Annotated in this window: 14 protein-coding genes; 9 read left to right on the plus strand and 5 right to left on the minus strand. The window is 53.3% G+C overall.

The genetic code is table 11. The annotated features are described in order from the left end of the window. Window positions 1-40 precede the first annotated feature (40 nt). Together J1784_RS15050 and pdeH are read right to left on the minus strand one after the other, a co-directional pair. The gene (locus J1784_RS15050) at window positions 41-2,095 is read right to left on the minus strand and encodes an AsmA family protein (RefSeq protein WP_217149909.1); all 2,055 of its coding nucleotides are present in this window, start codon (window positions 2,093-2,095) and stop codon (window positions 41-43) included. A 212-nt stretch (window positions 2,096-2,307) separates the two neighbouring features. Further along, the gene (gene pdeH / locus J1784_RS15055) at window positions 2,308-3,084 is read right to left on the minus strand and encodes a cyclic-guanylate-specific phosphodiesterase (protein ID WP_217149910.1); all 777 of its coding nucleotides are present in this window, start codon (window positions 3,082-3,084) and stop codon (window positions 2,308-2,310) included. 303 nt (window positions 3,085-3,387) lie between these two features. Between pdeH and J1784_RS15060 the strand changes: the two genes are divergently transcribed. After that, window positions 3,388-3,612, plus strand: a complete 225-nt coding sequence (locus J1784_RS15060) for a 2-hydroxymuconate tautomerase family protein (protein ID WP_338019911.1) — start codon at window positions 3,388-3,390, stop codon at window positions 3,610-3,612. 203 nt (window positions 3,613-3,815) lie between these two features. After that, on the plus strand, window positions 3,816-4,754 hold the full coding sequence (gene kdgK, locus J1784_RS15065; RefSeq protein WP_217149911.1) for a 2-dehydro-3-deoxygluconokinase: 939 nt from the start codon (window positions 3,816-3,818) through the stop codon (window positions 4,752-4,754). Window positions 4,755-4,805: 51 nt separating this feature from the next. Here kdgK and J1784_RS15070 read toward each other — a convergent pair whose 3' ends face one another. The 3 genes from J1784_RS15070 to hmsP all read right to left on the minus strand — a co-directional run bounded on the left by J1784_RS15070 (window position 4,806) and on the right by hmsP (window position 10,147). Next, the gene (locus tag J1784_RS15070) at window positions 4,806-6,317 is read right to left on the minus strand and encodes a M16 family metallopeptidase (protein WP_217149912.1); all 1,512 of its coding nucleotides are present in this window, start codon (window positions 6,315-6,317) and stop codon (window positions 4,806-4,808) included. A gap of 317 nt (window positions 6,318-6,634) precedes the next feature. Next, window positions 6,635-7,927, minus strand: a complete 1,293-nt coding sequence (locus tag J1784_RS15075; RefSeq protein WP_217149913.1) for a dicarboxylate/amino acid:cation symporter — start codon at window positions 7,925-7,927, stop codon at window positions 6,635-6,637. A gap of 237 nt (window positions 7,928-8,164) precedes the next feature. After that, window positions 8,165-10,147 carry a biofilm formation regulator HmsP gene (gene hmsP, locus J1784_RS15080; protein ID WP_217149914.1) on the minus strand — a complete coding sequence of 661 codons (1,983 nt, stop codon included), beginning with the start codon at window positions 10,145-10,147 and terminating at the stop codon, window positions 8,165-8,167. A 557-nt stretch (window positions 10,148-10,704) separates the two neighbouring features. Here hmsP and J1784_RS15085 point away from each other — a divergent pair. The 7 genes from J1784_RS15085 to J1784_RS15115 all read left to right on the plus strand — a co-directional run bounded on the left by J1784_RS15085 (window position 10,705) and on the right by J1784_RS15115 (window position 22,555). After that, on the plus strand, window positions 10,705-11,556 hold the full coding sequence (locus J1784_RS15085) for a cellulose biosynthesis protein BcsO (RefSeq protein WP_217149915.1): 852 nt from the start codon (window positions 10,705-10,707) through the stop codon (window positions 11,554-11,556). After that, window positions 11,547-12,350: a cellulose biosynthesis protein BcsQ gene (gene bcsQ / locus J1784_RS15090; protein WP_217149916.1), complete on the plus strand. Its 804-nt coding sequence runs from the start codon at window positions 11,547-11,549 to the stop codon at window positions 12,348-12,350. The genes J1784_RS15085 and bcsQ overlap by 10 nt, the downstream gene beginning before the upstream one ends. 29 nt (window positions 12,351-12,379) lie before the next feature. Further along, window positions 12,380-14,479 (plus strand): UDP-forming cellulose synthase catalytic subunit, encoded by a 2,100-nt coding sequence (gene bcsA, locus J1784_RS15095; protein ID WP_217149917.1) that lies wholly within the window; start codon window positions 12,380-12,382, stop codon window positions 14,477-14,479. Further along, window positions 14,476-16,992: a cellulose biosynthesis cyclic di-GMP-binding regulatory protein BcsB gene (gene bcsB / locus J1784_RS15100; protein ID WP_217149918.1), complete on the plus strand. Its 2,517-nt coding sequence runs from the start codon at window positions 14,476-14,478 to the stop codon at window positions 16,990-16,992. The genes bcsA and bcsB overlap by 4 nt, the downstream gene beginning before the upstream one ends. 79 nt (window positions 16,993-17,071) lie before the next feature. Then, entirely contained in the window at window positions 17,072-21,034 is a 3,963-nt protein-coding gene (locus tag J1784_RS15105) for a cellulose biosynthesis protein BcsC (protein WP_217149919.1), read from the plus strand. A gap of 18 nt (window positions 21,035-21,052) precedes the next feature. Further along, window positions 21,053-21,532, plus strand: a complete 480-nt coding sequence (gene bcsD, locus J1784_RS15110; RefSeq protein WP_217149920.1) for a cellulose biosynthesis protein BcsD — start codon at window positions 21,053-21,055, stop codon at window positions 21,530-21,532. 9 nt (window positions 21,533-21,541) lie between these two features. Further along, complete coding sequence (locus J1784_RS15115) at window positions 21,542-22,555, plus strand: family 8 glycosyl hydrolase (protein WP_217149921.1); 1,014 nt, start codon at window positions 21,542-21,544, stop codon at window positions 22,553-22,555. The last annotated feature ends 76 nt before the right edge of the window (window positions 22,556-22,631 follow it).

Raw genomic sequence — 22,631 nt, forward strand, 5'->3', positions numbered from 1 at the left:
GGCCTCCCCCTTCTCAGGGGGAGGAGTTTACTCAACAGGACTATTTCTCTTTCATCTGCTGCAATATCGGACCGCACTGGTTTTCTTCATTATCGCTTGGGGAAATCAGGGCGAGTAATGCAGCGGCTGGAGCCACCACCGCGCCGAGTGCGACAGCGGCTGCACCACGGGCAATCAGCGGCCCCGGTTTCACACCGGCATCCGGATTTTTGTAGGTGCCGCGCACGTATAGCGGTGAACGCAGGGTCAGGATACGTACGCCCTTACTTTCCGGGTTGATCGACAGATCCAACCGTTCGGTCGCCATATTGGTGTTGCCGGTAATGTTGATCACCGCATTTTCGGTGTCGAACACAAACAGCCTTGGTGTCACCAGCCCGTTCTTCACGTTGACGTTGGCAGCAGCGCAGTTGATCGCCACTTCGTCATCGCCGAACAATTTGCTGACCACGTAGTTACCCACATTCAGCCCCGCCAGTTCCATCAGCCCGCGGCTGATCACGCCGTCGTTGATGAGGATTTTCATATCACCGTTGCTGGTGCCCAGCAGCGCCGCAACGGAGTTCCCGGTACCGGTCAGCGTGGCGTCACCGTTCAGGTCGCCCAGACTGCGCTCCATCGACTGCACGCTTGGCAGCAGCTGTTTCAGCTTCAACTTACGGGCATGAATGTCAGCCCGCGCCTGCATCGGTGATTTGTCGCCTTCAAGACGGATAGTGGAATTCAGGTTACCGCCCGCCACACCGAAACGCAGCGGATCCAGCAGGATTTCACCGTCGGTAAGTTTCAGATGGGTACTCAAGTCACTCAGCGGCAGAGATTTTCCGTGCTCGATACGTTTGGCGCTGAACTTCACATCGGCGTCCATAACGCGCCAGCTCTTGGTATCGAATTTCTCCACCGGCAGTACTTTATCGGAAGGCTGGCGGGTGGTTTCCCCACGTTTGGCTTTGTCTTTATTGGAATCAGCACCAATCAGCGGCGCGAGATCCGCAAAGCGCAGTTGTTTGGATACCACATCGCCGGTCAGTTTAGGGCGGGGTTTGCTGGCCTGATAGGTCAGTGAACCGTGAATATCGCTGTCACCAATTTCGCCGTTAAAGTTCTGATAACGGTAAATCGCGCCGTTTTTACCGTGTAACGTCGCCGATAAATGGCCGTCAGTAGAGTATGGTGGAGTTTGCGGCAACAGCACGCCGGTCAGACCGTACAAATCAGACAGCGTCTGACCGGAGAATTTCAGGCGTAAATCCAGACCGCCAAAATTCATCGGATCCTGCAAGGTACCGGCTACCGCCACCCGCGTATTACCGGAGCGTACGTCGGCCTGTAACGGGAACAACGCGTCAGGGTCTTTCAGCGCCAGCATACCGCCGATTTTACCGCTGCCGGAGAGCGATTCGCCGTTGTATTTACCCTCAACTTTCCAGCCAAAAACGTACGGCGGAGTTTTGGTTTTCGGCGCGTCTTTTTTATCGCCAACCACTTCGGTAAACGGCAGCGGTTTACCCAGCGGATCAATCACAGCGCGGAAATCGGCTTTCAGCTTCGCGTCTTTATAATCGATTTGTCCGCGGTCAAACACGATGTCATTGAGGGTAAATGACCAGGCTGAAGGCGGCTGTGCCGGGTCTTTGGCGTCGCTGTTGGCAAGATTAAACGTCCAGTTATTTTTGCCATTATCGAGGCGCAACAGCGAAGCATCCGGTTGTTTCAGCCAGATACGCGGAATAAGGACTTCTTTATGAAGCAGCGCGAGCGGCGCAATGCTGGCGTCTACGCGGGCGAGTTTCACCATCTGCGCGTCTTTCTCGCCGGTCTGGACGTCGGAAGGATTGCCGAGCACGATATCTTCGGCATGAATATGCGGCCACGGAACCCACGCACGCCAGCCTGCCTCATCTTTCTGACGCGACCAGTCCACGCCTAAATTGCCGCGAATGGCGAAAGTACGGTTCAGTTCAGCGCTGACCTTTTGATTGATGGTAGGTTTGAGGCGGTTCCAGTCGAAGGTCGCGATAAAAATCACGACAGCGATCAACAGAATCACAATGATGCCCACAACCCAGGAGATCACTTTACCTGTGCGCGTCATAAAGCTGTTCCTTTCAGACAGTTAACGAATCCCAGAGTTTAACCATAGTTGAATTCGTCACAGCTTGCCGGAAACGGCAGGGAAAAAGGAAGTGAATCGGGGCGGGAAAGCAGGCAATAAAATCAAGTAAATCAGCAAAATAACAATGAATCACACCCCCTCTGCGCACCGGGCAATTTGAGACTTCGCCTCAGCGGGTAAGGTGTGATCCATTATCCTTTGAAATGTATTGGCAGGTTATCGAGATTGTCGAACGTCGCCGGACGCGCCAGAAAATAGCCCTGAGCGGCGAGCGCATCAGAATTACAAACCATCGCCCATTCCGTGGCAGTTTCAACCCCTTCGATGATCACGCCTTTGCTGTAGCGGTTCATCAGCGTCACCAGCGTGTAAAACAGGCGTGAGCCCTCTTCGCTCTGTCCCAAAAGAATAAACAAATCGCGGGCGATTTTGATGTATTCGTAATGCCAGGTGGTGAAAGAAGAAAAGTTAGCGATCCCTTGCCCAAAATCGTCGAGCCATAACCGGTCCGATTGCTCAATTTGCGACAGCGGAATACTCAGCGCGTGTTCAGCACTTTCGACCAGCTCAAAACGCACGTAAGGCATCGCGTTGATTTGCGCTTGCAGTGCCATGTCAGATTGCAGCATTTCCAGAACCTGACCATCGACGTTGATAGAAGCCAGTAATTCGTGGTCGATGAACAGGCTTTGCCAGCGCTGTAACAGGTCGAGTTGCTCCTGCACAATTTGCAGGCGCTTGCCCACGGCTATCGCAACGAAATATTCTTCTGGCGAAATGAATTTGTGCGGATCCGCAGGGTGGAAAACCCCGGTCAGCAGTTCAATCCCTAACAGCTTTCCTGTCGTGCGATAAATGGGTTGAAAACGGTACACTCTCTGACACTGACGCCAGTAAGACTGTGCTTTTACGCGTTCAATCGCAGTAAAAGAAGGCGTAATCAGCCCTAACATCATCTTAGTTATCATATTTTTCTGCCGTCATGAATAAGAATCAGATCATCAGGGGACATGCGGCAACATGTGTTGCGTGACTACGATGGGTTCCATGTCTGCAAACCGGACTTCAGAGAAGCACGTCGTTTCATGGCGGCAAAGTAGCCCGGTTTCCTGGCTTTCATTAGTAGAGTTATCTATCGGCGTAGCGAGCAGAAACTTTAATCACTCCGCATTTCTCTGCATGATTTGCGCATAAAAAACCCAAAAACCGGGCTGGAAGTTCCTTTTTGCAGGCTCTACATTAGGATGTTAGAAACATTTTTTTGACGTTTTATTTACAATCCGGAGAGAGAAATGCCTTACGTAAATATCAAAATCACCCGTGAGGGGGCGACGGCAGAACAGAAGAAGGCCCTGATTGCCGGTGTGACGCAGTTGCTGGTGGATACGCTGGGTAAGAACCCGGCCAGCACTTTTGTCATTATTGATGAGGTCGATACCGATAACTGGGGTCTGGGTGGCCGCCCGGTGACTGAACTGCGAAAAGAAAGTCAGTAACATCTCCAGGTGGAAGTGCTGCTGCTTCCACTTTTCCCTTCGTTTTCACTTCGCTTTTTCTTCTTTTTTCTATCTCCTGCACAAAAAATAAAACCTCGTTTTAATTTAATTGACTGACCGCATTCTTATGAAGAGACTAGAGCGCAATAATGACGGTCTTTTCTTTCCTTTCGTTTTAATGCTTCAGACATAGGCCAGGTACAATGACCCGCAAAAACATTGCCGTTATCGGCGAATGCATGATCGAATTATCTCAGAAAGGCGATGCCCTCCACCGTGGTTTTGGTGGCGACACGCTGAATACATCTGTTTATATTTCCCGCCAGGTTTCCCCGGATGCGCTGAACGTGCATTACGTTACCGCGCTCGGCACTGACAGTTTCAGCAATGAGATGTTGCAGGCGTGGCAGAAAGAAGGCGTGGACACGAGTCTGACTCAGCGTCTGGAAAACAAACTGCCTGGCCTGTATGTGATTGAAACCGACGACACCGGCGAGCGCACGTTCTACTACTGGCGCAATGATGCCGCCGCGCGTTACTGGCTCGACAGCCCGCAATCCGAAGAGATTTGTCAGAAGCTGGCAGAGTTCGACTATCTGTACCTGAGCGGTATCAGCCTTGCTATCCTTAACGATGAAAGCCGTGACCGTCTGATGACCCTGCTGAAAGCCTGCCGTTCACGCGGTGGCAAAGTCATTTTCGACAATAACTACCGTCCGCGTTTGTGGGCCAGCAAAGAACAGACGCAGGCCGCGTACAACGCGATGCTTTCCTGCACGGATATCGCTTTCCTGACGCTCGACGACGAAGACATGTTGTGGGGTCAGAAACCGTATGAAGAAGTGATTGCGCGCACTCACGCGCTGGGTGTCAGCGAAGTGGTCGTGAAACGCGGAGCCGACAGCTGCATCGTGTCCAGCGCCGAAGGCGAGCAGCATGATGTGCCAGCCGTGAAATTGCCGAAAGAGAAAGTGATTGATACAACCGCAGCAGGCGATTCCTTTAGCGCCGGATATTTAGCAGTGAGGCTCACCGGTGGCAGCGCGGTGGAGGCGGCAGTGCGCGGGCATGAAACGGCAAGCACCGTGATTCAGCATCGCGGGGCGATCATCCCGATGGAGTTTATGCCGGGGCGTGCATAAGGCGGTTTGTTTACCCCTCCCCTTCGCAGGGGAGGGAGCCGATCAAGACCTTTATTGCGTCGCCGCCGAAGCCGCCGGCACCTCGGTTGCCGGTGCATCTGCCGCCGGAGTTGTCTCTGCCGGCGCCATCACTTTGTCATACACCGCCCGCAGTTCACCTGCATTCAGCTCAGGTTCGCCCTTCGGCTGTGCAATAAGCATGGCTGGTTCACGGGAAAGCTGCTGTTTCAGCTCCTGATTCAGTACCGGTAACGTCAGCGTGGAAAGGAATTGCTGACGCAACTGCTGGTACTGCTCTGGCGCAATATCCACGACGCCGTTCTGCTGCGAGCGCAAACGCTGGCTCATCAGTACATCTGTGTCTGTGCGGGCGTAGGTCGCGAAAAGTTTGCTCAGTTGATCGTTCTTCTGCGCAATCAGCGCATCAAACTCAGACTGTGAAATACCTTTATCACGCACCACCAGCAATTCTTCGGACAAACGCTTAAACAGCTCGGCAAGTTTCGCCTGTGGCGCTTCGATGCGAATCGCACACTGGGCGCGCTGATATTGCACGTTGCAGTCAAAACCCAGTGCCGGACCCGGTGTGGTGGCATCTTTCTTCGTTTCGAAAGCGCTTTTCAGAGCTTCCTGCAAATGCCAGAACAGCGCCTCACGGGCTAAATCACTGCGCCAGTATGCAGAAAGCGCCTGTGAATCCTGAATCGGCTGCCAGACGTTGTCCCACATTAACGAGAGGCGATCCTGAGTCAGATTTTCATCCATCACTGTCATCGACCTGGTGGTGACTTCCGAAAGCGTCGGCAAGGTTTGTGGCGTCTGACGGCTGCCCTTGAGCACGGAGAAGGTCCGGTTGATTTGTTCGCTTAGACCACGTCCGTCCACATTCCCGACCACAAACAGCGTCATTGCATCCGGGGTATACCATTGATGATAGAATTTGATTAATGCTTCGATATTGACGGGTTTTGTCGGTAACTGATCCGGACTGTGGCCGACCAGAGTCGAACCTGCCATACGCGCACGCCACCAGGCATCCTGCGTATTTTGCGGTAAAGAACCCACCGGATCCTGCGTTTCCTGACGCGCAGTGCTGACAAGCGCCGGTGTCACAGAAATTTTACCGGCAGTATTCGCCAGCCAGTTCAGCGCATCCTTGAGAAGATCAGGACGGTTATTGGGCAGGCTCAGGTTGTACATGGTGAAGTCGTAAGAACTGACAGCCGGTGGCAGCGGGCGCTGCGGATTAATACTTTGCTGCCATAAAGACTGTAACTGAGACGTGCTGAATCCTTCGCTGTGCATCAGTGCCAGACGCGGAAGGAAATGGGCATAGCCCGATTGCTGGGATGATTCTGCCAGCGAGCCGGTGCGAACCACCAGGCGTAATTCAATACGATCGCTCGGGCGTTGCGGCGTGGTCAGCAACTGCCAGGTAAACCCATTGTCCAGCTTGCCCTGCTGCCAGGCAGGATCAGGCTGTAATGCTTCAGCTTGCACATGACTTGCGGCTGCTGCCAGCAACAATCCACCAATGAGTAAACGGATTTTGGTGCCCTGCATGTGAACCCCTACGTAATGACAATCTAATTTTAAATTTGCTGTCCTGCCGGTGTCAGTTGACTCGCCCACAGGAACTGAATGCGTAAGTTTAAGGACGAAAAATACAGCCCTTCGTTAGACCGCGCTTTTTCTGCAAAGTCGCGCAGTCATCAAAAATATTCTGGGAATTATCGCCGGATGCGGCGTTCTGCGGACATATTATGAAGATAATCCACCGGTTACATCAAGTAACCGGTGGATATTAGGGGGATTTGAGGCTAAAAAGATGCGTTTTTAGAAACGTTTAACGATATTTTCGTCCATCATCAGGCCATTATTCAGAAACCTGAGGCGGACTTCTCAGCCTCTGTCAGACCTTTCTGGCCGTTCAGTGTCGCTTTTAACTGCCCCTCATCGAGCTGATCGCACCATTTTGCAACCACGATAGTCGCTACACCGTTACCCACTAAGTTGGTCAGCGCACGCGCTTCAGACATAAAGCGGTCAATCCCCAGAATCAGCGCCAGACCCGCAACCGGCAAGTGCCCTACCGCCGAAAGTGTTGCAGCCAGGACGATGAAACCGCTCCCCGTCACCCCCGCCGCACCTTTTGAAGACAACAACAGCACCACAATCAGGGTGATCTGATGCCAGATATCCATGTGGGTATTGGTGGCCTGAGCGATAAACACCGCCGCCATCGTCAGATAAATCGAGGTGCCATCCAGATTGAAGGAATAGCCCGTCGGGATAACCAGTCCGACGACTGATTTCTTACAGCCCAGGCGTTCCATTTTATCCAGCATACGCGGAAGTGCGGATTCAGAAGATGACGTCCCGAGAACGATCAGCAGCTCTTCTTTAATGTAATTAACAAACTTGAAGATGCTGAAACCGGTAAAGCGTGCGATAAGCCCGAGCACCACCACAACGAACAGAATACAGGTCAGGTAGAAGCACAAGATAAGCTGGCCGAGTTGCACCAGAGAACCGACGCCATACTTACCGATAGTGAACGCCATCGCCCCGAAAGCCCCCAAAGGAGCCAGACGCATAATCATGTTGATGATGCCGAAAATGACCCCTGAGAAGCTTTCAATCACATTGAAAATCAGCTGGCCTTTGTGGCCCATGCGGTGCAGCGCAAAGCCAAACAGCACAGCAAACAGCAGTACCTGCAAAATATTACCGCTGGCAAACGCGCCAATCACGCTTGATGGGATAACATCAAGCAGGAAAGGAATGATGCCCTGGCTTTGTGCCTGTTCGGCGTAAACCGCGACGGCTTTGGCATCCAGCGCGGCAGGATCGACGTTCATTCCCGCGCCCGGTTGCACGATGTTGACGATCACCAGCCCGATAATCAGCGCCAGAGTACTCACGATTTCAAAATAGAGCAGCGCGATGGCCCCTGTGCGTCCCACCGCTTTCATGCTTTCCATGCCTGCGATACCGGTGACGACGGTACAGAAGATGACAGGCGCGATGATCATTTTGATTAACTTAACAAAACCATCACCTAACGGTTTCATTTGCGCGCCGATATCCGGATAAAAATGCCCCAGCAGCACGCCCGCAGTAATTGCTAAAAGAACCTGAAAATACAGACTCTTGAAGAGTGATTTTTTCATGAATACCCATCCTGAAGTGAGTGCATCGCCCTTGGTTTTTTAAGATCAAAGATAATGAGGCGAGTGCATTGAAGTAACATCAACACAACATGATGGAAATATTTCGTTTATCTGTGCAATGACGACTCATGAAAAACCAGAGCGGAAACCATTCAGCGCGGATTTAAGTAAGTAAAGAAACCAAAGAGAGTCACAAAAGTGGCCGGCAGGAGGGAGGTTTCCTGCCATTCAGAGCATTCAGGAAGGCTGACAGAATTTGCGTTCGAATTCTTTTTTGGAAAGCGGCGGGGAGAATAAATACCCCTGTCCGAGGTGAATATTTTCGTTCAGCAGCCACAAGCGCTGCTCTTCAGTTTCAACTCCTTCGGCGACCAGCTGGATATTCATCGCACGCCCGATAGACGCCACAATGTTCACCATGACTTCGTCCTCAGGCAGAACGCTGACAAAGCTGCGGTCGATTTTGATGACATCAATCGGCAGCGACCGCAGGCGGTTGAGATATTCAAGACCGGAATAACCCAGGCCAAAATCATCCAGTTCAATCGACACGCCCGCTGCGCGTAATTCGCTCAGTAGCACGAGCGCGCGATCCAAATCTTCAATTCGCGCCGTTTCGGTAATTTCCAGAACCAGCTGTCCCGGATTGATTTTGTAGCGACTCAGCAGGCTGCGCAATTCCGGCAGGAAATTACGCTGCTGTACCTGAACGCCGGAAAGATTAACCGATAAGGGCAGCGTGATCCCGCGCTGTTGCCAGTCCGCGAGTATCTGGCAGCCGAGCTCCAGAATTTTGTATCCCAGCAGACTCATCACGCCAATTTCTTCAGCCAGCACGATGAAATCGCTTTCCAGCCCGTAACTGCCATCAGCCATTTTACGTCGCAGTAAGGCTTCCGCGCCGACCACTGCACCGGTTTTCATATTCATCTGCGGCTGGATAAACAGCGTGAAATCGTTTTGCTCCATGGCATGCAGAATTTCGTTTTCCTGCAATAAGCGTTTCTGAATCTTTTCGGTCAACTCAGGTTCGAAGAATAAAATCTGATTTTTACCCAGCTGATAAGCGGAAAGTCTGGCGGCTCGCGCGTTAGACATCATCTGCTGCGCACTTACCGGGTATTCGTCCGTGTGCTGAACGATGCCAATACTGCCCGTCGGATGCAGCGACATATTACCCGCGTGACTTTCCTGCGGTGCATTAATGCGTTCCATGATTTGTCGCGCCAGCCGCATCGCCATAAAGGGACGCGCGATATCTCCCGCGAGCAGAGCAAATTCGTTGTAACTCAGACGCGCCATCAGGCAGTGTTCTGGCAGCACCTCCATAATAGAAGATATCAACGGGCAATCGACATGGCCGTCATCGCGCAGGCTTTCGATGCCGATCAGCAGCAGGTGGAAACCTTTTTCCGGCTCCGCTGAACTGAGCCGCTGTTGCAGGCGCTGCACGAACTGTTCTTCATTATTAAGACCGGTTTCAGAACGCGGCAACGCGCTTTCACTATTTTGCGGTAATTTTTCTCGCTGTTGCTGATTGCGGTTATAGCTGCGTACCAGCATACCGATTTCGTCATCTTCATGACGTTCAGGCAAGGTCAGCTGATGATAAGGAACGTCGCTTTCCGGCAGGGATTCCAGCTCGCTGGCTATCGTTCGCAGCGGTTTGACGATCAGGCGATTAATCACCCAGCTCAGGGAAATCGTCAGGATCAGCGCCAGCAACAGATAAGTGGTCAGCATGGTCGACAACGCACTGACGATAAACTGATACATCCGGTAGGAGTCAGCCTGCAGGACCAGAAAGGCCAGCGGTTTTGGTGCTTTGGGGCTGGCAGCAGCAGAATAAAGAGGTACTGAAATGGTCACCGGCAAATTAAACCCGCGGATAACCCATTGCGGCACGGGGCGGCCAGGCGGGAAATGCGTGTGCAACGCCGCGATTTGGTTTGGCATCACCACATCGGCACGACTAAGAATACCCACCGGTTGCAGCGTATTGAGGATATCCTGAGTTTCTTCCAGATCGACATCCAGTACGGCTTGCGACAGCGGTTCACGAACAGAATGTGCAATATTTTCAAGTTGCTGGGCGTAATCGTCCCTCCTCTGTTGCACAAAGTGAAACAGCTGGATGACGATAAAGATACAGATAGTAAATGCAGCGATGCCTGATACCGCCGCCATCTGTTTGATCGTTAATGAACGCCTGACCCGCAACTTAATTCTCCATCAACCGCAGACACGTTTTGACCCGCTTACCTTATCAGGAACGGTACTTCTGCGCAGTATACCTTATAACGGGTTATTACGAGGCCCAACTCAATATTTTGGCTATAAAAAACAACATGTTTGCCGGAATGCTTCTACACTAATTACCCGTTAAGATAATTAACTTACGAAAAACATACATTACAAAGCTTAATCGGATACCCACAGAGACAGAACATCCCGAGTTCAGCACAACTTATGAAGTTTATGCACCATACATCACAAAAAAGACAAACTTTTCCACTATTTTAAGACAAACAAGCAGCAAAATAAAACTAAAAACCTTTAGCAACAGCGAGTTATGTAGCCATCCTTTTTATACGGGAAATTCCTATTTTTTGTAAAAAATGCTCTATGCTGTAAAAGAACTGATATATTAAGACGAGTCTTATTCCCATATAAAACTTTAAAAAAATTAAACTTTTCACTCCCTTTGTTAACGGCCATTCAGGGTCGTTTTGACGTCCAGAAAACACCGATATATATAATCCTACCGGGCGGGATTTATGAATAAATATGACGATATTAAACGTTTTATGGATAAGACGAAGTTGGAAAAGCTTGATTATAAAGAGCTTAATGAAAAATCAACGGGTGAATCTATCACCGGTTCAATGAACCAATGGACGTTGATTAAACAAGTCTCAGCCAGCGAAGAGCCTGCCGGGCCTCTCGATAATGGCCGTTCGACGCAACCGACCCCTCAATCCATTTCCGCGGATGAATTTTCGCTATCTGCTGCACATACGGTGAATGAACATCAGGCTGCACATCAGATTGCGCAGCCATCTGTGATGCACGCGCCAATGTCCTCAGAAGTTACGCCTCCGGCTGCCGGATTTGGCTTGCTGGATGCGCTGCGTGAAACGCTGCCACCGGCAGCGGTAGCATCTACAAATCCTGCGCCTGCAGCACCGGCGCCAGTACAAACGGTGCAACCCGTGACGCAACCGGGTCAGCATCAGCCTGTTCACACGGCACCGACGTTACACGCACAGTCTGTTATTCCTGACAGCGGTTCGGGTTTGCTCGATTCGCTGCGTAAAGCCATGCCTGAAGCACCAAAATCTCCGGTTCCTGCTCAGGCTCAGCCCGCGCCGGTTCAGGTGTCTCAGCCAGTGCAACAACCGGCCGCGACGGTGTATCACCAGCCGCCGGTACAAAATCCAGCGCCCGCTTACAGCCCTGCGCCTGTGCGCAGTCCGGCGCCAGTGGTGTCCGCGTCCCCGGCGTCAGCTGATGTTAACCAGCGCTTTAAACAGATGTTTAAACAGAGGGCTCCGCAGCCTGCAAGTGCTTATTTACATCGCGACACACCGCTTCAACCATTGTTAGAGATGATTGCCTCATGCCGTTAGTTTGCGTTTGTTCACCGAAAGGTGGGGTAGGAAAAACCACGGTGGCCTCCAACCTGGCCTATTCGCTCGCCCGCAGTGGCAGCAAAGTGCTGGTCATCGATTTTGATGTGCAGAACGCCCTTCGCCTGCATTTCGGTGTACCTATTTCCGATACCCGCGGTTTTGTGGCCGGTTCGGGTAATGAATCCGACTGGAGCCAGTTTATTCTCAAGGCCGGTTCCAATACGTTTGTATTGCCTTATGGCGAAGTCACCGAAGACCAGCGTCTGGAGTTTGAACACCAGCTGGCGACAGATCCGCATTTTTTACAGCGCGGATTAAATACCGTCCTGAATTATCCGGGTTTAATTATTATTGCTGATTTTCCTCCGGGTCCAAGTCCGGCATTAAAAGCGGTTCAGTCTATTGCAGATTTACATGTCGTGGTCATGCTTGCAGACACCGCGTCATTATCTTTATTGCCGTTAATGGAAAAGAACAAATTAATAGGCACGCCTCTTAATAATAAGAAGGGTGAATATTACGTCGTTAACCAAAGTGACACCCGCCGGACATTAAGTCGCGATGTCACGCAATTTTTCGAACAACGTTTAAACGAAAGATTATTAGGCACAATCCACAGGGATGAATGCGTGCCAGAGGCCAATGCCTCGCAGCGCTCTATTATTGATTTCAGTCCGGTATCTGCTTCCGCATTTGATATTGAACTGATCAGCAAAAAAGTCGCCGCCATTTTAGGGATTAAAGTTGGTGATGGTGAATTACACGCCGCGCCTAAATCTGGCAGTTATTAACTATCACTGTTAACAGCGACCCCAAAGCGATGAATAAATTCCTGTTTTCCTTACTTGTGCTTCTGCTGCTGCCGGTGGCAGCAGTCATCATCATCACCCCGATGGACAGCCAGAAGCAGTACATTTTTGGCCTGATCAGCATCGGGCTTTTATTCCTGCTCGGCATCAGTAAAAGCCGTCGTATTAGTGTGGTCATGGTGATCATGTCCATAATAATGTCGACGCGTTATATTTACTGGCGCGCCACGGAAACACTGCATTTTAATTCCACGATTGAAGCTATTTTAGGGATCGGGTTATTCCTCGCGGAGCTGTACGTCTGGCTGATTTTATTGCTGGGCTATCTGCAAACCACCTGGCCGTTAAAACGCACTATCGAACCGTTGCCGGACGACATCAGTTTGTGGCCCACCGTCGACGTGTATATTCCTTCTTATAACGAAAGCCTCGACGTGGTTCGCGATACCGTTCTGGCGGCGCAGTGCATCGATTATCCGAAAGATAAAATCAAAATTTACGTGCTGGATGACGGTAAGCGCGACGAATTTGCTGTGTTCTCAGCGGATGCCGGCGTGGGTTATATCACCCGAAATGATAACTCCCACGCCAAAGCGGGTAACCTGAACCATGCAATGAAACTCACCAAAGGCGAGCTGATTTGCGTGTTCGACTGCGACCACGTGGCCACCCGCGCATTTTTACAGGCTACCGTCGGCAGTTTCCTGAAAGACCCGCGTCTGGCACTGATCCAAACGCCTCACTATTTCTATTCGCCTGATCCGTTCGAACGTAACCTTTCCGCTGGCCGCACTATGCCAAACGAAGGCGCCCTGTTCTACGGCCCGGTTCAGCAAGGTAATGACAACTGGAACGCGACATTCTTCTGCGGCTCCTGTGCGGTTATCCGCCGTGTGGCGCTGGAAGAAGTCGGCGGATTTGCCGTAGAAACCGTCACCGAAGATGCTCACTCTGCGCTGAAAATGCAGCGTCGGGGCTGGAATACCGCGTTTCTGGATATTCCGCTGGCAGCCGGTCTGGCAACGGAACGTCTCGGCCTGCACGTCATTCAGCGTACCCGCTGGGCGCGCGGCATGACGCAGATTTTCCGCGTCGATAATCCGTTATTTGGCCGTGGCCTGAAATGGCAACAACGTCTGTGCTACCTGAACGCCATGCTCCACTTCCAGTTTGGTCTGCCGCGCGTGGTCTTCCTGACCGCCCCGCTGGCGTTCCTGCTGTTTAACCTGAACATCATTTCCTCGTCCGCCAGCCTGATTTTCGCTTACGCGCTGCCGCACCTGGTGATGTCGCTGTACATCAACTCCCGCATGAATGGCCGTTTCCGTTATACCTTCTGGGGTGAAATTTATGAAACCGTCATGGCATTCCACCTGATCCTGCCAACGATCGTGACCCTGTTCGCGCCAAAACGCGGCAAGTTCAACGTAACGGACAAAGGCGGTTTGCTCGATGTCGGCTTCTTTGACTTCAACATCGTAAAACCGCATCTGATTGTCGCCATTCTGATGATTATCGGCATCGGATACGGCGTGGTGCGCGCCATCTTCCACGATTACTTTGCCATTGATCCCAACGTTATTGCGCTCAACGTCGCGTGGGGCAGCTTCAGCGTGCTCATCCTGCTGGCGGCGATTGCGGTGGCGAAAGAAACCCGTCAGGTGCGTAAAACCATCCGTATTGATGTGGCGATCCCGGCCATTATTCATTACGCCAACGGGATTTCACTGCGCACAACCACCATCGATATGTCGATGGGCGGTGTGCAGCTGGTGACGCCGGATGTGCGTTATCTCGAAGAAGAAATCGAAGAAGTGGAAATCCAGCTTTCATCAGGCGCCGAGAGTTTCCCGGTCAGCCAGGTCAGCGGAAATAAAGAGCGCATTCGTCTGCAATTTGAAAACCTGCCGCTCTCGAAACGTCGTGAACTGGTGCGGGTGGTGTTATGCCGTGCGGATGCCTGGATTGGTGAAGAATACCCGCCAGATAACCCGTTCAAATCACTGCTCAGCATCATCCGTTGCGTGTTCGAGTTGTTCTACAACACGTGGAAAGAACGCCGCGCTAAAACTAAACCCGCTGACGCCACCAGCAAGAGTGAAGCAGCATGAATCGACCACGTAAACCGACCGTAAAGCGCCGTTTCTCTGCTGTGCCGGGCTCATCCCTGCTCAGGAAAATCACCACCGGTTTATTACTGACGTTCAGCAGTCTGCCGTTCACGCAGGCTGAAGAAACGCCTGCACCGGCGGTTGATCCTGCCACCAGTTTACCTGCCGCACCGTCGTGGCTGCCGCCGGTGACACCAATGCCGGAAGACACCGCAACGCCGGCCAGCAATGCTATACCCGCAACGTCTGCCCCGGCGACTTCCGCTGACGCGCCACAGGCCGATACCACACCGGTGAACAACAGCAGTTCGCTTTCCGCGCCCGTGGCTCCCGTGACCGATCCGGGGGCTGCACCTGCGCCGGTTGTTCCGCTGGTTCAGCCAGTCACCAGTAATATTACCGTGGCAGAAATGGGCCAGCCAAACGGCCTGACCCTCAGCGGCGGCCAGTTACAGTCAGGCATTCTATTCACGCTGCCTGCGGATGAGGTCGTGACAAACGCCCATCTTTCGCTGGCACTTAAAATTTCTCCGGCGCTGATTGCCCGCGATACCACACTCGAGTTGATGCTCAACGGCCAGCCGCTGGGTAATCTGCCGCTGAATCAGAGCAGCAACGGCGGCGATGTTTACGATCTGGACATCCCGTCTGCGATGGTGGTGTCCAGCAACAACCTGAGCTTCCGCGTGCATGACAGCAACACCATGACCTGCGAGAAAGATCAGTCGGACAAATACTGGGTCACGATTTTGCCGACCACCAGCATTGGTCTGGAAGGTCAGCAGCTGAATATCGGCCGCAATCTGGGTAATTTCCCGCGTCCGTTCTTTGATGGCCTGCAAATGCAGGAGTCCAAAATCACCATGGGCTTCTCGGCGTCGATGAAACCCGGCGATGTCAGCGCAGCGGCGATGGTCTCTTCTTATCTCGGCATGTTGTCTGATTATCGCAGCGTCGATTTCCCGGTCATTCTGAACGATTTGCCCGATCAGAACGGGATTCTGTTCGGCAAGCCGGGCGATAAAATCGGTTCGTTGACGCTGCCACCCAGCAACGGGGCATCCATTCAGATTATCGATAACCCGATTAATCCGGTCTACAAACTGCTGCTGGTGCTCGGCAATGACGACAATGAACTTCGTCAGGCCGCGTATCGCCTGATCAACGGCGGTTTGCCGAATAACGTCGATCATCTGGATGTCGCGCAGCAAACCATTCCTGCGAGCAAACCGTATGACGCGCCGCGCTGGATTGACACGTCACGTCCGGTAACGCTGGGTGAACTGGCGGGCAAAGATCAGGATTCACTGATTTCTAACGGGATTTACCACGACGGTATTCAGGTGGCGTTCCGCGCCGCGCCGGACTTGTTCATGTGGGATGGTCACAATATTCCGGTGCGCATTGATTATCGTTTCCCGACGGAAAACTGGATTGATGAAGATAACTCGAGACTCAATGTCTCCATCAACAGCAATTATCTGCACAGCCTGACGGTGAACAAAGTCGGCCTGATCGAGAATATCTGGCGTCGTCTTGGCGGCGACAGCCGTCAGGAACGTTACACCATTCAGCTCGCGCCATACCTGATTTACGGGGATAACCAGCTGCAATTCTATTTCGACATCAAGCCGAAAAAAGATGCGCCGTGCAGCATTCTGACCAGCGATAACATCAAGAGCCGTATCGATCCGAAATCCTTCATCGACCTGAGCGGAAGCTATCACTTCGCCCAGTTACCGAACCTGTCGTATTTCGTCGGTGCCTCTTATCCGTATTCCAAGCTGGCTGATTTCTCCGACACCCTGATGCTGTTGCCACAAGCGCCGACGGCGGATGAAATTCACACTTTGCTGAACCTCACTTCACGCGCAGGTAAAGCCACCGGAGTGCCGGTCAATCACGTTCAGGTGGCCTTTGGTCTGAAAGGTGACGAACAAAATAACCCGCTGTTTGACCGCGATATTCTGGCCGTCACCACCCTTGGCGACACGCCGTTCAATCAGCAGTTGCTGGCTGATTCGCCGTTTAGCGTCAATGCCAGTTCGATGGGCGTGAAAACGCCAACCGAAGTGCAGCGACTCGTGGCCTGGCTGACCGGTGACTGGTACCGCCAGCCAGTGGATGCTGACCGTTATCTGTCCTCGACCGGCGCGTGGCGCGGCTTCGTCAGTTACCGTTCGCGCTGGTCTAACGATCACGTGGTCGTGGTCGCGACCGGCACAGACGATCAGCAGTTGCTGAAAATCCATAACGATCTGAAATCGCCGAAAATTAACGCCAATGTGCGCGGTGACCTGGCGATCATTACCGATGAAAACGGCATCCGCAGTTTCTCCGTCGGCCAGCAATTCCCGACCGGACAAATGCCGTGGTACATGATGGTGCTCTGGTACGCCAGCACGCATATTGTGATCCTGTCGCTGATTGCCACCCTGCTTTCGCTGGTAATTGGACTGAGCCTGTTCGTTGTCCTGCGTCGTCATGCGGCTAAACGTCTGGGTCAGAAATGAAAAGCATCGGCTGTATAACAATAACAATGAAAGTCGCCTGTATTTCAGGCGACCCTCTGGCGATTACCGGAGCTGGAAAATGAAAAAACATAAACTGTCCCTGGCGGTGATCAGGGCTATTTATCTGGTAGGGATCGCCGGAGTCGCAAGTTTTAGCGCCGCTACATTTGCAGCGGACACCACCAATCCTGCCATGAAAGCCCTGTTTGATCAGGCCGCTTACTGGCACGAACGCGCGCATGATGATCTGGCCAAAGACGCCTTGCAAAAAGTGCTGCTGGTGGAACCGAACAATGCGCAGGCGATGTATCTGATGTCGCTGTATTCCATGCAAAGCGGCGATAAAGCGACAGCCAATCAGTGGCGCGAGAAGCTGGTCAGCGTATCACCGGACGATCCGCGGCTGGCGTCGCTCAACAGCGCCAAAGCGATGCAGTCTATTCCACCGGCTCAGCTGGCTTCTGCCCGTCAGATGGCGGCGCAGGGGAACGTCAGCGGTGCGCTTTCGGCGTATCGCACTATTTTTAACGGCAACCAGCCACTCGACAGTCTGGCGACCGAATATTATCTGACGATGGCGGGCGACAAATCGCTCCAGCCGCAGGCGATTGCCGGATTACAACAGCGCGTCGCCTCACGTCCGGATGACACACAGGCACGTCTCGGACTGGGTAAAGTGCTGACTTATCAGGAATCGACCCGTCGCGATGGCATTAAGTTGCTGAATACCATGGCCGGTTCCAGCACCGAAGCGGATCGGTCGTTGCGCCAGGCGTTACTGTGGATGGCACCGCAGGAAGGCGACCGTGATTTGTATCAGGGTTATCAGGCGCGTCATCCTAATGACACCGGCGTAATGGCCTATTTCCAAAAAAACATTGGCGGCGCGGCGAAAGGTCAGGGCTTTACTGCGCTGAACAGCGGCGACGTCACCAGTGCAAAATCCAAGTTTGAAACAGTGCTGGCTGATAACCCGAATGACGCCGATGCACTGGCCGGTCTGGGTTATATCGCCCAGCGCAGCGGCAACTTTGAACAGGCGTCGCAATATCTGAGCAAAGCCGCCGCACAGGGCGGCCCGAACAGCGCGCAGCTGAGCAATCAGGCGCAGGATTCGGCGTTTTACGCGCAGTTAGCCAAAGCCAAAGACGCTGCGGGTTCCGGCAGTTACGATGCGGCGCTGGCGGCTGTCACCCCGCTGACGCAGGTCGGTGGCGAGAAAGGTCAGTCTGCCAGCTTATTGCGTGCGGATATTCTGCGCCGCAAAGGCGATCTGGCTGGGGCTGAGCAGCAATACAGTGCGCTGGGCGATAACGCCGATGCCCGCGCCGGATTGTATTACGTGCTGCGTCAGCAAAACAAAACCGCCGAAGCGAACCAGGTTCTGAAAACCCTGCCAGCCGGATTGCAGGCCAAGATGAACCCGCCGACCGTGGCGGATGTTATCGAGCCGATGCGCCGTCAGGCCGCACAGGCGGTGGCAAACAACGATCCGCAGCGCGCACTGAATATTCTGCAACAGGCGCAGGAACGCCAGCCGTCGAACGTCTGGGTGAAACTGGATATGGCGCGCATCCTGCAATCGCAGGGTCAGACCGCGCAGGCGCAGTCGATCATGGCACCTTCTTCGCGTCCGGGCGCGTCTTCAGCGGATTTGTACGCAGCAGCGCTTTTTGCTTCCGAAACCAAAAACTGGTCCACCGCCAATGCCCTGCTCTCGCGCATTCCGCGCAACAGCCAGAATCAGGGAATGCGTGAACTGGCGCAGCGCGCCAACTTCAATGCGCAGATGGCGGATGCCGAAAGCTATCTCCAGCAGGGCAATACGGCAGCGGCGTCGAATACGCTGCGTGCACTGGCACAAAATCCACCGACCGAACCGGCAGATGTCGGCGCACTGGCGAAAAACCTGGCAGCTTCCGGTCAGCTTCCGCTGGCGGTGCAGCTGGTGCGTCAGAACATGCGTCAGGGCGTCAAGGGCAATGCAGGAGATTATGCCGATCAGGTCACCGTGCTCAATCAGGCGGGTCTGAGCAACGAGGCGCAAGCCTTCCTGCAAAATCCGCAGATTCAGTCCGGCACTTCACCGACCGCGCTGGCGAATCTGCGTAACGGTTTCGTGATCACTCAGGCTGATCAGCTGCGCGAGCAGGGTCAGTACGCCGCGGCTTACGACAAGCTGGTCGTCGCATTGCAGGCGGATCCGCAAAACCGCGACCTGATGCTGGCGATGGCGCGGTTGTATCAGTCTGGCAAACTCAATAAACAGGCCGGTCAGGTTTATAACTACCTGATGAGCAACGATACACCGACGCAGGATGCCCGCGTCGGTGCGATTAACGTGGCACTGGGCGAAGGCGATAACCAGCGGGCAAAAACCCTGATGGAAGGCCTGACCGGGCCGCGTACACCAGACCGCCTGCTGTTAGAAGCACGCGTTGCCGAAGCACAGGGCGATCACCAGCAGGCGCTGGCGTTACTGCGTTCCGCGAAGGGCAAGATGATCGGGCTGGAAGGCGCGGACAGTTCGGCGCAGGTCGCCGGATTGCAGATAAGCGACAACCCGTTCATCAACCGTTCAACGCGCACTTCGGCTTCACGTCCGGCGACGCAATCCTCTTACGGCACCGTGTTGCCGTGGCAGGTATCTGATCAGGTTTCCACGCCGGGGAATATTCCGGCAGCCACTGCACAACCCGCAGCCGTGGCGCAACGTAATGCGACTGAAAAACAGATCGACGAAATGCTCGACGATTTGCAGGGCAAAACGGCCACATGGGCGCAGGGCGATATGTCGATTCGTGGTCGTGACGGTGAAAGCGGTCTCAGCCAGCTAACCGAAGCCAAAGCGCCGATGACCTTTGCCTTCGTGCCGTTTGATACGTCCCGTCTCAGCATCGGCGTCACGCCGGTTTCTCTCAGCGCTGGCAGCCCTTCCGGCACCGGCAACTCCCGCTTCGGTCAGGGCGCACTGGCGGCAGCGCAGTCTGCGCAAAAAGACGTGGCAGCCGCCGCAGCAGCAGCCGGTCTGGATATCGCCAACTACAGTACATTTGCCAAATTGCAGGCGGCTGCCGCGGCGAATTCCAGTACCAACTGTACGTCAGCCAACGCCACGTCCGATCAGTGCGTAGCGTACAACACCATTACCGGCACGGATCCGACAACCTATTCTGCGCCATCCGCTGGCAATCAAAGCGCGACCGGCGTGGAAGTAAACGCCGCGCTGACCGGAGACAGCTATAAAGCGGATATCGGTAGTACACCGCTCGGGCAGGATCTGAACTCGCTGGTCGGGGGCGTGCAATGGGCACCGAAACTGACGGACTTCACCACCCTGCGCGTGACGGCTGAGCGTCGCGCCGTCACCGACAGTATTCTGTCTTACGTCGGGACCAAAGATAATTACAGCGGCAAGGAATGGGGTCAGGTCACCAAAAACGGCGGCAGTATCAATCTGTCCTACGACGATGGCGACGCCGGTTTCTATGCTGAAGGCGGTTACTACAGCTATCTGGGTAATAACGTGAAGAGCAACCAGTCGGTGAACGCCAATGCCGGTCTGTATGTCCGCCCTTACCGTTACGACGATCGCGAGCTGAAAACCGGTATCAACGTCGGTTACATGAACTTCGACAAAAACCTCAGCTACTACACCTATGGTCAGGGCGGTTACTTCAGCCCGCAAAACTATGTCAGTGTCTCCTTCCCGGTGGAATACACCCAGAAGTATGACGACTGGGATCTGAAACTGTCCGGCGCGGTGGGTTATCAGTCTTATTCTCAGGATAAGAGCGCCTACTTCCCGAATAACCCGGACCTGCAGAAACAACTGGAAGATCTGGTGGCAGAAGGTTACGGCACTGAAGCCTATTACGGCGGTAAAACGCAGAACGGCATCGGCTGGAATGCGGGCGTGGGCGGTAATTATCATCTGAACAAAAACATGCAGATTGGCGGCAAGGTTGGCTACGATACTTTCGGCGATTACAACGAAAGTACAGCGCAGGTCTACTTCCGTTACCTGATGGGTCAAAATTAATCGCGGTGAAATAAAACCATGCAAGAACATAACTATACTCAGGTCGCGCAGGAATATTATCGCCAGCGTCATACCACACCGGGCTGGCAAAGCCTGGTGCAAGTACTATTTTCAGGTATTCTGGCCTCCGCCGACGACGAAGATGGTCGTCGTTTTCTCACGCTGATGGGAAATAATCTGGCGCGTCAGCATCAGCTTCCGGCCTCTGCGACACTGGGCGAGCTGGAAGACAATATCAATCACATCCTCAGTCGTTTCGACTGGGGTGTGGTGAAACTGGAAGCCACCCAGCAACAGCTGGCGCTGGTCCACATTGCGTGGCCGGTGTCACCGCAGGGGCAGGATGACGAACTCTGGCGCATTGCGCTGATTTCTCTGTTCGAAGGTCTGTATGCACAGTGGTTGTTATCGCAGGGCGGACAGTCGTATGTTCCGCTGCGCTGGCAGGAAAGCACACCGGAAGGCGCGTTCGTTTTCCGTTATCAAAATGGTTTGTAAGGGATCCTTATGTTGTTATTGCGACGCTACAGTCTGGTGCTGTGGTTCGGCCTTGTTTTCGCGTTTTTCAGCTCTGCCGTAATGGCTCAGGACTCTGGCTGGTCAGCGTACAAAAGCCGCTTTCTGATGCCAGACGGGCGCATCATTGATACCGCCAATAAAAACGTCAGTCACACAGAAGGCCAGGGATTCAGCATGCTGCTGGCGGTCTTCAATGACGATCAGGCGACATTCGACAAACTCTGGCAGTGGGCGAATAACGCGCTTTACCGCAAAGATATCGGTCTGTATTCCTGGCGCTATGACCCGAACAGCACCCCGCATGTGGCGGACACGAACAATGCCTCTGATGGCGATACGCTGATGGCCTGGGCGCTGCTGCTGGCGGGCGATAAGTGGAACGACAGCCGTTACACCAAAGCTTCCGAAAAATTGCAGGCGGCGCTGATCAAATACAATGTGATTGATTATGCCGGCTATAAAGTGATGCTGCCGGGCGTGAAGGGTTTTAATCAGACCAGCAACGTGACCGTCAATCCGTCCTATTTCATCTTCCCAGCGTGGCAGGCGTTTTATGCGCACAGTCATTTAAAAGTCTGGAAGGATCTCGATGAAAGCGGTACCGCAATGCTCAGTAAAATGGCGTTTGGCGAATTCCGCCTGCCGACCGACTGGGTGGATATGCAGGCTGATGGCACCATGAAACCGGCAAGCCGCTGGCCAACGCGTTTCAGCTACGATGCCGTGCGCATCCCGCTGTATCTCGGCTGGGCGCATCCTGGCAGCCCGCAGCTGGCACCGTTTATCCTGTGGTGGCAGAAATCGCCACGTAACACGACGCCCGCCTGGATTGATGTTATGACCGGTACTAAAGCCAGCTACAACATGTCGCCGGGTCTTTTAGCCATCCGTGATTTCACTATGGCCAACGCCGGAGCCATTAGCCCGAACCTGGCGCCGAAAGACGATTACTACTCTTCGACTCTGCAACTGCTGAGCTGGTGGGCAAGTCATAAAGGGTAAATACGATTTGAAATAACCCCCACTATTTTTATAACGTGTTGGGTTAATGAAGACAACACCACAAAATGGATTTTAT

Origin of the sequence: Rahnella ecdela, assembly GCF_019049625.1 — a bacterium.
GTDB lineage: Bacteria > Pseudomonadota > Gammaproteobacteria > Enterobacterales > Enterobacteriaceae > Rahnella > Rahnella ecdela.

Bases quoted from the DNA above. Each gene is read 5' to 3' on its own strand.
- J1784_RS15105 (WP_217149919.1), top strand. From the start codon at position 17,072: ATGAAAAAACATAAACTGTCCCTGGCGGTGATCAGGGCTATTTATCTG.
- bcsB (WP_217149918.1), top strand. From the start codon at position 14,476: ATGAATCGACCACGTAAACCGACCGTAAAGCGCCGTTTCTCTGCTGTG.
- bcsA (WP_217149917.1), top strand. From the start codon at position 12,380: ATGAATAAATTCCTGTTTTCCTTACTTGTGCTTCTGCTGCTGCCGGTG.
- J1784_RS15115 (WP_217149921.1), top strand. From the start codon at position 21,542: ATGTTGTTATTGCGACGCTACAGTCTGGTGCTGTGGTTCGGCCTTGTT.
- J1784_RS15070 (WP_217149912.1), bottom strand. From the start codon at position 6,317: ATGCAGGGCACCAAAATCCGTTTACTCATTGGTGGATTGTTGCTGGCA.
- J1784_RS15050 (WP_217149909.1), bottom strand. From the start codon at position 2,095: ATGACGCGCACAGGTAAAGTGATCTCCTGGGTTGTGGGCATCATTGTG.
- bcsD (WP_217149920.1), top strand. From the start codon at position 21,053: ATGCAAGAACATAACTATACTCAGGTCGCGCAGGAATATTATCGCCAG.
- J1784_RS15075 (WP_217149913.1), bottom strand. From the start codon at position 7,927: ATGAAAAAATCACTCTTCAAGAGTCTGTATTTTCAGGTTCTTTTAGCA.
- bcsQ (WP_217149916.1), top strand. From the start codon at position 11,547: ATGCCGTTAGTTTGCGTTTGTTCACCGAAAGGTGGGGTAGGAAAAACC.
- J1784_RS15085 (WP_217149915.1), top strand. From the start codon at position 10,705: ATGAATAAATATGACGATATTAAACGTTTTATGGATAAGACGAAGTTG.
- pdeH (WP_217149910.1), bottom strand. From the start codon at position 3,084: ATGATAACTAAGATGATGTTAGGGCTGATTACGCCTTCTTTTACTGCG.
- kdgK (WP_217149911.1), top strand. From the start codon at position 3,816: ATGACCCGCAAAAACATTGCCGTTATCGGCGAATGCATGATCGAATTA.